This is a genomic window from Bacillus sp. FSL M8-0350, assembly GCF_038593345.1.
Classification (GTDB): Bacteria; Bacillota; Bacilli; order Bacillales; family Bacillaceae; genus Bacillus; species Bacillus safensis.
The window spans coordinates 368,478-383,094 of sequence record NZ_CP151985.1 but is presented as its reverse complement, the minus strand read 5'-3'; the positions used below and the strand labels follow the sequence as shown (position 1 = coordinate 383,094).

Below are 14,617 nucleotides of genomic sequence, written 5' to 3'. Positions count from 1 at the left end.
GGCAGGGCTGCCAATGTGCATCCCTGCCTGATCTAAAGTTTACAAAACGGCTTCTCTATTTTTTTGATTGACGATCTTTTGGATCAGCTGGGCATTTTGAGCTGCACATTCTTTGTTTTTGAACATGTCAGCATGTTGACCATAGCCTTGATAATAGCGATAAGCACCGGTCGTCGCATCTTCCCAATGACCCATCCAGTCTGGAATCTCAATTTGCTCTTCTGATTGGATGAAATCAATATCTGCTTGTATCTTTCCTTGATTCACCCCCTTAACAAATGTTTCATAATAGGCCCGCGCTTTTTGAGCAAGCGCTTCTTGAACGAGCTCTTCTTGGGCAAGTTCACTTTGCTTTGATTGATGGACAATCGCTGCGATATCGTCATCAATGGATCGTCCTTCTAAATCACTTTCACCAATTTTCTTATAGGAATCGATCATGATGACCTTTTCCACCGTCCGTCCTGCTTGTTCAAGCGATTGAACGATCTCAAAGGCCAGATAGCACCCGCCAGAGTAGCCCATCAAAGTCAGCGGTCCTTCAGGCTGAAGGTGCTGAATATGCTGAACGTATTGCGTCATGCGTTGATCAGCTTCAATAAAGTCAAAGGCGATCAAACGAACGCTATCAAGCGTTTTGGCAGCTTCCTGATAGATAAAGCCGTAGCCCGGTAATGGCGGAAGAGCAAAGACTGTTGGCGTTTGAGATTCATTGAATACAAGATAGCCGGCCGCTTCTTGATCCTGCTGTTGAATATAACGGCTGATGGCTTCAATTGTCGGCGTCTCAAACAGCAAGTGAATAGGCACCTGAACATCGAATTCCTTCGACACCTTTGATAAAAGTGACATCGCTTTTAAAGAATGTCCGCCAAGCTCAAAGAAATGGTCATCTGTACTAATATCATTTCGTTCAAGTACTTCACGCCACATGACAAGCAGTTTTTGTTCTATCTCATTGGCCGGAAGCTTCACATGGCGGTTTCCTTGAGGCGCCTCCGGCTTTGGCAGCTGACGTTTATCAATCTTTCCGTTTGGTGTCAACGGCATTTTCTCAAGTCTGATCAGCTCATGAGGCTGCATGTAAGCCGGAAGTTTCTCCTTCAGCCCTGACTTGATCACATCAACTTTGTCTTTCCACTCCTCCTCACACGTCATATAGGCGAGCAGTCTTGTATGCTGCGAGCCATGCTGATCCGTCATAAGAGCAGCTTGCTTTACGCCCGGATGCATGAGAAGGTGGGCTTCAATTTCTGTCAGCTCAATTCGGTGGCCGCGAATTTTCACCTGATCGTCCACTCTGCCTGCATACTCAATCAGACCGTCTGCTCGAAAATAAGCCAAATCACCCGTACGATACAGCCTTTCTCCCGCAGCAAATGGATGTGTGATAAAGGCTTCTTTTGTCAGATCAGGACGATTCAAATACCCCTTCGCAAGCCCTTTGCCGCTGAGACAAAGTTCTCCAACCATTCCAATCGGCTGAAGCTGTCCGTGCTGGCTCAATATATAAGCACCCGTTTGGTTAATCGGCTTTCCGATTGGAATAGAATGCGCTTCGATCGGAGGAGCTTCATCTACAGGATAATAGGTGGCGAAAACCGTTGATTCAGTTGGGCCGTAGACATTGATTAGTCTGCCTTTCCCCATGACATCAAAGGCTTTTCTCACATGCTGTACAGATGCACGCTCACCTCCGAACAGCACCTTGCGCACACTGCGCATCCAATCGGTTTCTTCATCAATAAGAAGATTAAATAAAGCAGTTGGAACAAACATGACAGAAATGCTTTCTCTTTTAATCAGCTCCGTCAGCTCATGCATATCTAAAATGGTTTCTTTTTTCGGCAGGACAAGCTTTGCTCCGTTTAAAAGTGCACCGTATACATCAAAGGTAAAGCCATCAAATACGCTGTTGGATAGCGACAGTAGTGTATCTGTTTCTGAAATGGTTAAGTAGTTCGTATTTTTGACCACCCGGGCAATATTGGAATGGGTTGTCATGATGCCTTTTGGCTGACCCGTTGTGCCTGATGTATACATGATATATGCCGTATCGTGTAAACCTGCTTCTAGCGGCAGATTCTCTGAGCTCATTAGTGAAATCTCCTGATCATCTGCAAACAGATACGTGCCAGCAAACCCAAGTCCCTTCGCCTGACCAATAAAAGATGAGTGAGTCAGAAGATGCGTCGCTCCGCTGTCTTTAAGCATGTATTGAATGCGGCTTTCTGGATAGTCGGGATCAATTGGCACATAGGCTGCGCCTGCTTTTAAGACAGCAAGCAGACTGACAATGAGTTCAGGCGTTCGATCGGCTAAAATGGCGATGACCGTTTGATGTTCGGCTCCATTTTTTTGCAAATGTCGTGCCAATCGATTGGCCTGTTCATTCAGTTCAGCATATGTCATCGTTTGCTCTTCTGCTGATAGCGCCACTGCATTTGGCTGTTTGCGGACATTATGCTCAAACCATTTCGATAAATACAGCTGGTCATGCTCAAGCTCAGGTGCATTCCATTCCTCAAGAATCAGCTGTTTTTCCTGTTTTGTGACGAATGGGAGTGTATGAACCGATTGATCGGGATGCTTGACCGCCTCATGTATCAATAGGCTGAGCTGTTCCTTTAACTTATGAACAAATTGAGGATCAAACGCTCTTTGGTTAAAGGCCAGCTTCAATAGTAATTCTTCTCCAGGCGATGCGAGCAGATTGAGATCATAGTTTGATTTTTCATAGACATTCATGTCCTCCACCGTGAACCCTAATCGTGCTTCTTGCTCGTCCTTCTTTGCGGCTGGGACATTTTCAAACACAACAATATGATCAATGAGCTGCTGCTGACCTGTCTTTGCCTGAATATCATAAATCGGAATATATTGGTGCGGCTCGGCAGCAAGAGACTGCTGCTGTGTTTCTGACAGGAGCGCACGAAATGTCATGTGATCTGTCAGCTGAATTCTTCTTGGGATGACATTGATGAACAACCCAACCATCCTGTCAACGCCAGCCAAATCTGCCGGACGTCCTGACACAACTGTTCCAAACAGCACATCATTTGACCGCTGATACCTGCTCAGCAGAACCGACCAGACTGATTGAAGCGCACTGCTTAACGTCGCATTTTGCTGCAGCGCTAACTCTGATAAAGCGGCCGTTTCTTCTTTGCTCATGGACCATTCAATTTCGCCTAATTCATGTTCATTCGTCTGTTTCCGCTGCTCTTTAAAGGTCGATTGTCCATCAAACCCCGCTAATGATTGCTGCCAATATTGAAGTGATGCTTGCTTATCTTGTTTTTCCAGCCACTTTATATATTCTTTATATGGTTTGACCGGCGTTAACTTGTAAGGGACGTCATGTAAAAGTGCATGATAAATCGCAAATAACTCCTGTACCACAAGTCCAAAGCACCAGCCATCCAGAAGGATATGATGATAGCTCCATATCCAGCGATAGCTGGCAGGGCCCGTTTGGAAAACAGATGCCCGCATGAGAGAATCCTTCGAGAGGTCAAATCCTCTCAGCTGATCCTGTTGTTTGAATTTATCTATACGTTCAAACTGTTCGTCTTCAGAAAGATCTTGCAAGTCCACAACATCAAGTGTAAAAGGACGTTCTTTTAGTACAACTTGGACAGGGCGCTTTACTTTTTCGTGGAGAAACACGGTACGAAAAATATCGTACCGCTCCACGATGATATTCATGCTTTTCTCAAGTAAGTCATAACGCAGTGTGCCCTTAACGTTCATATCCATTTGCTCTACATAAAAGCCCTTTTCTTGATGATGGAGGGTATGAAACAGCATTCCTTCTTGCATCGGTGACAGATAATACATGTCTTGAACTTGATCCCTTTTAAATTGACTCATCTATTTCATCCTCCCTTCCTTTTTTATGATTCATCTCGTGTTGTTAAGTCAATTTCTCCTCAAGCATGTCAAAAATGTCGTCCATTTCATCCATTTCAAGGTCAGCCGCAGAGAAGTCACTTGGCGTAAATTCCCGTTCTTGCTGCGCTAAGCAATGAGTGATGATGGATTGAATTTTCCCCTTCAACAATGCCATGAACTGCTGTATCGTCTGTTCTTCATATTCACTTGCACAATAGGAACAAGATAAAATGAATCGATTTTGTTGAACAAGACCACTAAGGTTCAGCTTATAAACAGCTTCCGAATCAGGGCTTGCCTGTCGTCCCATATCATAAGTCGACGGCCCAAAGAGTTCTGTCGTCACTTCCTGATCAATCTGTCCAAGATAGTTCAAGCTGATTTCAGGATGTACGTGCTGCCCTGACGGTTCAGCGGCTGTCATGTATTTTAAGATCCCATAGCCGATTCCTTTATTTGGCACACGCCGCAGCATTTCTTTCGTTCCTTTAATAGCATCAGCTATGGTCTGATCCGGCTTCGCTTCAAGAACAACTGGATACATACTCGTAAACCAGCCAATTGTGCGAGAGACATCCAGCCCTGATAAAATATCCTCTCTACCATGACCTTCAAGCTGCACATGTACATGGGACTCACCTGTCCACTCTTGAACAGCAAGACCGAGAGCACATAAAAGAATATCGTTCATTTCCGTAGTGTACGGCAGATGAATATCGGTCAAAAGATGTTCAGTTTCTGTTTCTGTCAGCTGCATTTGAACCGATTTGGTTTCGGCAACTTTTCTTTTCGTCACTTCATGATCCACAGGTAATGCGGTTAATGGTTTGCTTTCAATTTCTGCCCAATACTCCTGCTGACTTTTTAAAGGCTGTGACTGTGCATAACGTTCAATGGCCTCTGCCCATTCTTTAAAGGAATGAGTTTTCAGCGGCAGGACAAGCTTTTGTCCCTGAACTGCCTGCTGATATAGAGACATAAAGTCCTCTAGTAAAATCCGGCATGAGACACCGTCAATGACTAAATGGTGTGTCACGATGAGTAAATGATCGCCATCTTCTGCATGGAAACAAATCACTTTCATTAAAGGACCTGTTTCGAGGTTCAGCTGACGCTGATACTCATTGGCATATGTGGAAACAGCCTTTTTCACGTCGTGCTCTTTTGAGACATCATGAGAAATAATCGCCAGCGGTTCCATGAGCTCCCGCTGGTTGTATTGCAGGATGCCGCCATGTTCCTGCTTGTATACCATACGCAGTGCATCATGATGTGAAAGCAGTTTTTGCATGACTTGTTCTGTAATGGAAAGGTCAAATCCATTTGGTGCATGAAGCATCATCGAGAGATTCCAATGGTGCTGATCGCTGAATGCTCGTTCAAAGAACCAGCGTTGAATCGGTGTTAAAATGACTTCTCCTTCGACAGGTGATTGGTCGGCTGTGAGAAGATCGGCTTCTTCAATATATGGACGAAGCTCCGCAATCGTTGGGTACTGGAATAGAAGTTTCATATCGAGCTTCCAGCCTGCTTGCGTGAGTCTACTTGCCATTTGGATGCCTTTAATGGAATCTCCGCCAAGGAAGAAGAAGTGATCGTGAATGCCGACTTGGCTGACGCCAAGGACATCTTCCCAAATGCCGCAAAGCAGCGTTTCCACTTCATCTCTTGGCGCTTCGTATACCGTTTGGTTCGCTTCGATATCAGGTGCTGGCAATGCTTTGAGATCGACTTTTCCATTGGCCGTCATTGGAAATTGATCTAGTTTTATGATCCATGATGGCACCATGTATTCTGGTAACGTGCGTTTTAGGCTTTCTTTTAAGTTCTCTGTATCTGTATCGTTCTTCGTGATCACGTAAGCGGCAAGGGCGTCCTGATCACCCGCATCTTTGACCGTTGTCACGACGGCTTCTTTGACCGAATCCAGCGTCAGGAGCTGCGCTTCAATTTCTGACAGTTCAATCCGGAAGCCCCGAATGTTGACCTGATGGTCTATTCTGCCGAGATAGATCAGCTCGCCATCCTCTGTCCATTTCACTAAATCCCCTGTGCGATACATGCGCTCGCCTGGATAAAATGGATCTGGGACAAATCGTTTGTCTGTTTCCTCTGGAAGATTCCAGTAGCCTCTAGCTAGCCCTTTTCCTGCAATGACGAGCTCACCAGGTACGCCTGGCGGCGACAGGTCGTATAAAGAACCCATGATGTAAAAACGTGTATTGGCAATGGCTGTTCCTATCGGAAGCGTGCCTTTTTCTGGATCGATCATTCCACTTGTCGCTACGACTGTATTTTCAGTCGGACCGTAGTTATTCACTAGTTTGTATGGAACCGGCTTTACCTGTTTCAGCTTGTCTCCGCCTGTTAGTAAATAACGCAGAGAATGGTTGTCCATTGACATAAACTGCTCGCATAACTGCGTTGGCAGGAAGGCAATGGTGATGCCTTTTTCATTGAAATAAGCATTGAGCTTGATCATATCGAGGCGAATCGCTTCGTCGATAATGTGCAGCTCTGCACCGGCGATCCACGTCGGGAACATCTCCCAAATGGAGGCGTCAAAGCCAAAGCCGGCATATTTCGCAGTTCGATCCTCGTGTGTCACTTGGAAGGCATCATTGTGCCAGAACGCAAGATTCACAAGGGACTGGTGCTCGACCATGACACCCTTCGGCTGTCCCGTCGTCCCAGAGGTGTAAATCATATAAGCGAGATCCGTTGGTTTGATATGAACCTGAATCTCGTGAGCTTCTCCTTCTACGGCATCTTCTATGAACAGCAATTGACCTGTAAAGGAAGATGGTGCAGTAAGTCCCTTTTGCATTAGAAGTACCTCTGCCCCGCAGTCTTCCAGCATGTAGGCAATACGCTGCGCTGGATAATCTGCATCAATCGGAACAAATGCCGCACCTGCCTTGAGGACACCAAGGACAGCGGCTGTCATATCAAGAGATGGGCGGGTGAGAATACCGACGCGGTCTCCTGGTTTTGTGCCGTTTGCGATAAGTCTTGAAGCGACTGTATTCGCCCGATGGTTCAGCTCATCATACGTCCAGCTCGTTCCGCAGAAGGTTGCCGCTTTTTGGTGCGGTGCTTCAAGCGCCTTAGCCTCAATCAGGGCATGAACGGTTTGATCTAACGGGACGTCTAGGGCAGGTCCTGACCATTCATTGATCAGCTCTCGTTTTTCCTCTTCAGTTATGAGAGATAGCGCTGAAATTGGCTGATTCAGCTTAGCCAGCATATCGTCTATGATTTTTTCAATATACATGCTCCAGCGCTGAATGGTGCTCTTTTTAAACAGGGCCGCCGCATACTCAAAGCGCAAGCCCACTTGGTCATTTTCTTCAAATACACCGAGCGTTATATCAAATTTTGCATGAACGGTATCTTGCTGCTTTTGCGACAGCTTGAGTCCATTCAAATTCGGTAACGTCAGGTCACGGTCATCTGTTGTCAGCATGACACTAAACAATGGATTGCGGCTCGTGTCTTTCGGAAGATCTAACTGAGCCACCAATTCCTCAAACGGGAATTCTTGATGTTCATAGGCTGACAGGCTGCGATCTTTCATTTTTTCAAGCAGCTGCGCTGTCGTTTCTTCTGGCTGCACTTCGTTTCGAAGAGCCAGTGTATTGACAAACATGCCTGGAACCCGTTCGATCGAAGCATGCGTACGTCCTGCGGTCACAGCGCCTATGACGATATCTGTCTGCCCAGTTAACTTGGAAAGGAAAATGGCAAATGCCGTTTGCATCACCATGTTCAAGCTCACACCTTTTTCCGCCATGAGCGTTTTGATGGACTGCACCTTTTCAGCAGACAACCATCTATCGACTCGCCCTCCTTCAAATGACTGAACTTGAGGACGCGGAAAATCAAGGGGCAGTGCTAAGTCTTCCGGCGGCTGTGCATATTGCTCCAGCCAATACTGCCGCTGTTTCTCAAGCAGCGCCTGCTGCTTTTCTTCCTGCTGCCATACCGCAAAATCCTTGTAATGCAGCTGAACTGGCGGTAACGTCTTTTTCTCATACAGCTCTGCGAGTTCTTGAATTAGCAGGCTGCGTGTGACACCATCTGCAATGATATGGTGCATATCCATCATGAATACATATTTCTCATCAGAAAGCTTCGCCACTTTTGCCCTCATTAATGGTGCTTGATGTAATGAGAATGGTGTAATGAATGACTCGACGACAGACTGCTCCTGATCGCCCTCTATTTCATCAACCTCTAATGTAAACGGTACTTGGCGATAGACTTTTTGAACGGGTACGCCGTCAATTTCTACAAAGGCTGTCCGAAGTGATTCATGTCTGTCGATCAAGGCTTGAAGCGCTGCTTCCAGCTGCTTTACATCAAGACTGCCTTCCATCATTAAAACGGCTGGCATATGATAAGTGACTGCTTCTGGATGCAGCTGCTGCAGGACATACATCCGTTTTTGAGCAGAAGAAACGGGATAGAAATCTTGCTTTTCCGCCGGCTGAATGGATGTCACCACCGAAGAATCCGTTTCTTCCAAGTAGGCTGCCATTGCCCGTATGGTCGGTTTTTCAAAAAGGACTTTGAGCGGCACATGCTTGTTCAGCTTTGCTTGCACCTTCGAAATGAGCACCATGCCCTTGAGGGAATGACCTCCCAATTCAAAGAAGTGGTCAAGAACACCTATTTGTTCAACCCCAAGAACTTCTGACCAAATGTCACACAGCGCCCGCTCAAGTTCCGTTTCTGGTGCCACATGCGCCGTACGGTTCATATGCACCTCATGCGGAAGCGGCAGAGACTTCGCATCCACCTTTCCGTTTTGGGTAAGTGGAATGTAATCGACTTTCACAAAGTATGTTGGAATCATATAATCCGGCAGTGTCTCCGCAAGATTTTCTCTAAACGTCAGTGTTCCAATGTGTTCAGTCGCTGTGTAATAGAGTGCAAGCTCCGGCAACCCGGACAGGTGCAGGACTTTTACATAGACTTCTTGAATAGATGCCAGTGCACGTGCGGCATGCTCAATTTCCTGTTTCTCAATGCGATAGCCGCGGATTTTCACTTGATCGTCGACTCGTCCAAGAAACTCAATATCTCCATTTGCATGCTGTCTGACCAAATCCCCTGTGCGATACATTCTCTCTTGAGGATCATATGGATTTTCAAGAAAACGTTCTGCTGTTAATTCAGGCTGATTCAAATATCCTCTCGACACGCCTTCTCCAGATATATAAAGCTCTCCCGGCGCGCCATAAGGGACAAGCCGCTGCTGCTGATTGCATACGAGCGCTCTTGTGTGAGCAATTGGCTGTCCGATCAAAGATCGTTCCTTCAAAGCGTCCAGCTCTTGCGGTGTGATCAGCTTGGTCACTGTACCAATGGTTGTCTCAGTCGGACCGTAATGGTTCATTACTGCCACGCATGGATGCTGCATCATAAATGTTTCAACATCCTCAGGGATCACCGGTTCTCCTCCAAGTACCACCAGGCGTAAAGCATTAAATGAATGTTCCTTAGAATCTGCCATCATATGAAATAAGGATGGTGTCATTTTGATATAAGTCAGCTCTTGTTCATCAATCAACCGCATCAGACGTACAGGGTCTGTATACACGTCTTCACGAGGAACATAGAGTGTCCCCCCTGCTTTTAAAACAGGGAAAATGCTTGTGTAACCAAGATCATATGCATAAGAAGAAAGCAGTGCCGTCCGATCACATTCCTGCAATGTCACCTCATTTTTCAGCCAGCTGACATAGTGTGATAGATTACGATGTGTGAGCTGTACACCCTTCGGCTTCCCTGTTGTCCCAGATGTGTAAATGACATAAGCAAGCTGATCAACCGATACTTCCGGCAATTCTAGTGGATGACTTTGATGCACTGCTTGTTCAACCTGCACCACTTGAATCGACTTATGATTTTGATAGGAATCTGCTAGAGACTCATTTGTCACGATGACTTGTGCACCTGAATCCTCTAATGTGTAGCGGATTCGTTCAGCCGGAAAGGCCGGATCAATCGGGACAAACGCTCCTCCTGCTTTCATCACACCAAGCATGGAGACGATGACATAGACAGAGCGGTCAAGGATCAGTGCCACAGTTTGTTCCTTCTCGACGCCTCGTTTCTTAAGCTCACAGCTAAGTGCATATGACATATCCTCAAGCTCGCGATAGGTGAGTTTTCTTTGATCATCCATGACGGCGATAGCATCCGGTGTTTCCTTCGCCTGACGTGAAAATTGGACATGGAATGGCTCATGACGATATGTTTGTCCTTCGGTTTTTTTCTCCAGACGCTCTATTTGTTCATGCTGATCCAGTATATGGAGCAAGCCGATCTGTTCCTCTGGATGACGAACCGCCTCACGAATAATCGCCAGGAAGTGAGTTCCGAACCGGCGGACGGTCTCTTCTTTAAATAACGCCGCTGCATAGTCAAAGCTCAGCTTTAATGCTCCCTCGCGTTCAAATGCTTCTAAAGATAGATCAAATTTGACCGAGTGATGCTGAATGGCATAAGGCGAAATGTGCAGATCGCCGAGCTTTAGCGCCGGTACCTCCATGTTCTGCATGTTAAATGACACGCTAAAAAGCGGGCTCCGAGTTGTATCACGGTCTAATGGAAGATATGCAATTAACTCTTCGAGCGGATAGCTTTGATGTGCAAAAGCGTCAACACTTGTTTCTTTTATTTCTTCAAGCAGCTGTAAAAATGTTTTGGTTTGTTCTGGTTTTCCGCGCATCGCAATGGTGTTGATAAACATCCCCGGCATGTCCTGGATATCAGGGTGTGTCCGTCCAGCAACAGGCGAACCCACAATGATATCTTCCTGCCCGCTATAGGAGGCAAGAAGCACTTGAAAGGCAGATAACAAGAACATATACATGGTCGTATCGGTTTTCTGAAGCAGTTCATGAATGCGCTGAGTCGTTGCTTGATCACAGCCAAACATGAATCGTTCTCCAGTAAAATCACGTTCTGCTGGACGAGGATAATCAGTTGGCAGCTCTAAAACCGGTAAATCTCCTTCAAATTGCTTCAGCCAATACGCTTCATGCTCCTTCTGTTTCTCCGTTTCTTCTTCACTTAGCTGCCAGACAGCGTAATCTTTATAATGAAGGGCTCGTTCAGCAAGAGCTTCCCCATCGTAGGCCTTCGCCAAATCTTGAATGAATGTCTTCATGGAGCTGCCATCTGTAATGAGATGATGTGCTTCTAAGGCGAGAAGATGACGATTCTCACTGACTTTCAGCAGCTGAGCTCGCAAAAGGGGTGCTGCTGTTAAATCAAATGGCGATTGACGTTCTGTAAGAAATGCCTCCGCCTCTTCTTCCTTGATGTCATGAACAGGAAGGTCAAATTCAGTCCATTCATGCACCCTTTGGACAATGTCTTCCCCGTTCATATGAAAGCTCGTTCTTAAAATTTCATGTGTTTGGATTAACTGATTAAATGCTGATTTGAGCCGCTGATATTCGAGTGTTCCTTCAAGCGTTAAGACGATCGGAATATGATAATTCGTGCTGTCAGGTTCAAGTGTCTGCAAAATATATAAACGGCGCTGGGCTGGTGATACCGGATATTCGTCCGCCTGCTCTGCTGGCAAAATAGGATGTCCGGCTTCTTCTTGACCATCCTGATCGATGTAAGCCGCTAATGAGCGAATCGTCGGCTTCTCGAAAATCACTTGAATCGGCACTTCCTTTTGAAGCACTTCTTGAACCTTCGCAGACATCATCATCGCCTTGAGTGAGTGCCCGCCAGCCATAAAGAAATGCTCGTCTATCCCAATCGTTTTCCCAAGAAGCTCCTCCCAAATGTCAGCGAGTGCCTTTTCTGTCTCGGTCTCAGGCAGAATGATTTTGATTTCCTCGCGATGCACTTCGTCAGGCTTTGGTAAAGCTTTTCGATCTACCTTCCCGTTCGATGTCAGTGCAAAGGTATCCAGCTTCATCACATGGTGCGGCACCATATAAGCTGGCAGTTTTTGATTGAATACATCTCTTACCTCTTCTTCTGTCAGTGTCCCTGTGAAGTAAGCGATGATTTCCTTTTCATCTGAAGAAAGCTGCTGAACAAGTACAACTGCTTCATCTATGCCCACTTCTTGGTGAAGCACTGATTCAATTTCACCAAGCTCAATACGGAAACCACGAATTTTCACCTGATCATCGGCACGGCCGAGGAATTCAATCTGACCATCTGCACCATATCTAGCCAAGTCCCCCGTTCGATACATCCGTCCTGACGGCTTAAAAGGATCTGCCATGAATACTTGATCAGTCAAATCTGGACGTTTGATGTACCCTCTTGAAACACCATCTCCGCCCACATACAGCTCTCCTGGGGCTCCAATTGGCTGAAGTCTTTGATAGTCATCTAAAATATAAGCTGACGTATGATTGATCGGCTGACCAATTGGGATCGGGCCCATTTCATCTCCTCTTACTTCGTAAATGGTCGAAATGGTTGTATTTTCAGTTGGGCCATAGACATTCAGCAAGGTAATTGATGGATGATGCTTTTTCACAAGCTCCGCACTTTTCACATTGATCACATCACCGCCGGTGAATAATGTTTTTAACCCTTTGAACATTTGCGGCCGCTGCTGAGCGAGCTGATTAAATAAACCAGTCGTTAAAAAGAGCGCTGTGATCTGATGTGTTTGGATAAATTGTTCAAATCGGTGAATATCCAATAAAGTATCACGGTCAACAGGATAAAGCGTCGCCCCATTCAGAAGCGTAGTGAAGATTTCAAGGGTAATCGCATCAAAGCTGACAGCTCCTGTATGCGCCATACGATCCGACGTTTTCAACCCTATTTTTTCCTGAGAGCATGCTAACCTCACAATATGCTGATGCTCAATTTGAACTCCTTTTGGCCGTCCAGTTGATCCCGATGTGAACATGATATATGCCAATTGAGATGGAGACGTCTCGACTGATAACTCCGCTTGTGAGTGATGAGACAAGCCGGTCACACAAACAGCTTTGATGCTTTCATCAACTGGCGGCTGGCTGTCAGCATAGAGCAAAATGGATACATCGCTGTCTTCAAGCATCCAACGGATTCTCTCCTCAGGCTGAGCAGGATCAATCGGTACATAAGCAGCCCCTGCATGTAAAATGGCCAAAATAGAGATCACCGCATCTGCTGACCGGTTCATATATACCGCCACAGCATCCCCCGGCTGAACGCCGTTTTTAACAAGACTGCTGGCTAAACGACGGATTTCCTGTCCAAGCTCTTCGTATGTGAATGTTCGCTCGCCTTCGACTAATGCCGGATGGTCAGGCTGCGCTTTGATACGTTCATCGAGCAGCTCAGGAATGGACAGATGCTTCGGATAATCTCGCTCCGTCTGGTTCCATGCTTCAATTTGCTGCTTTTCTTCTTCTGTAATACATGTCACTTCATGAAGACGTACGTCAGGATTGTGAATGATTTGCTTCATGAGGTTGGTCAGATGTTTGGATATGTTTTCAATGACCTTTTCTTCAAAAGCCATCGCATTGTATTTGAATGTCAATGTCCACGTTTCACCCGGATAGACAAGAACATTGAGATCGAAATTCGTTTGTTCAAATCCGTCCTTTACATCAATGGCAAAACCGAGACGTGCAGACATGGTGTCACCAGACAGCTCTTGATCTAAAGGATAGTTTTCAAATCCAACCAAATGATCAAAGAGCTTTCCTCCAGCAGCTGTTTTCTGCTGAATGTCATAAAGCGGCATAAAATCATAGTTTTCCGCTTCCAATGCATGCTGCTGAACCGTTTGAAACAGCTGTTTAAAGGTCTGCTCCTGATCCAATGTCACCCGAACAGGTATCGTATTGATAAACAGCCCTGCCATCCGCTCAATCCCAGACACACTTGGAGGTCTGCCTGATACGACTGTTCCGAATGTGACATCATCTGCTGCATGATAGGTGCCTAAAAGAACGGACCAGACAGCCTGAAAAAGGTTCGGTGCTGTCACTTGGCATTGTCTTGCCGCATCTTGAATGGCTTGTACCGTTTGAGCGTCCCATGTAAACGTCCATTCCCGATGATCATATTGTCCGTTCGCTTCTTTTTGCTGCAGCAGCCCTTGGTGCTGAACAGCACCATCCAGCCGCTCCTTCCAATAGTCTTCCGCTTCTTGTTTGTTTTGCTTTCCAAGCCACTGGATATAGTCCGCATAAGGCTTACCTTGTGAGCGATCCGGTGTTCGGCCGTTCCGATAAGATTCATAGTAATGAAACAGTTTTTTCATCAACACACCCATGGACCAACCATCCATAATAATGTGATGGTTGCTCCAAATCAGGTGCCAGTTTGTTTCATTTAATTGAAAAACAGCGACTTTCAACAACAGATCATTCGTTAAGTGAAATCCTTGCTTTCTCACTTGCTTTTTATATTGATCCAATACCTTTTTCTGCTCTTGATGATTCAGATGAGATAGATCTTCTCTATACACATCTATATGACGTTCAGCCAGTACAACCTGACGAGGCTTTTGTAATTGCTGATAAACAAAGGCTGTACGCAGAATGTCATATGTCCGTACGAGTTCATTGAGACTCTTTTCAAAAAGATCGAGATCAAAATCTCCGCTTATTCCAAGCTCAAGCTGTGTGAAATAAGAGGAGGAATTAGGGTCTAGCATGGCATGATACAGCATGCCCTCTTGCATTGGTGTTAAAGGATATACCTTTTGAATTTTCTGCTTGCTCAT

At 45.9% G+C, this 14,617-nt stretch carries 2 protein-coding genes; both read right to left on the bottom strand.

Going from position 1 to position 14,617, the window contains the following annotated elements; genetic code table 11:
* Positions 1-39: 39 nt before the first annotated feature.
* Complete coding sequence (locus tag NSS80_RS01915; protein WP_317222230.1) at positions 40-3,873, bottom strand: amino acid adenylation domain-containing protein; 3,834 nt, start codon at positions 3,871-3,873, stop codon at positions 40-42.
* Positions 3,874-3,916: 43 nt separating this feature from the next.
* Positions 3,917-14,617, bottom strand: a complete 10,701-nt coding sequence (locus NSS80_RS01910) for an amino acid adenylation domain-containing protein (RefSeq protein WP_342498397.1) — start codon at positions 14,615-14,617, stop codon at positions 3,917-3,919.

Coding starts and splice junctions, on each gene's coding strand:
- NSS80_RS01915 (WP_317222230.1), bottom strand. CDS start 3,873: ATGAGTCAATTTAAAAGGGATCAAGTTCAAGACATGTATTATCTGTCA.
- NSS80_RS01910 (WP_342498397.1), bottom strand. CDS start 14,617: ATGAGCAAGCAGAAAATTCAAAAGGTATATCCTTTAACACCAATGCAA.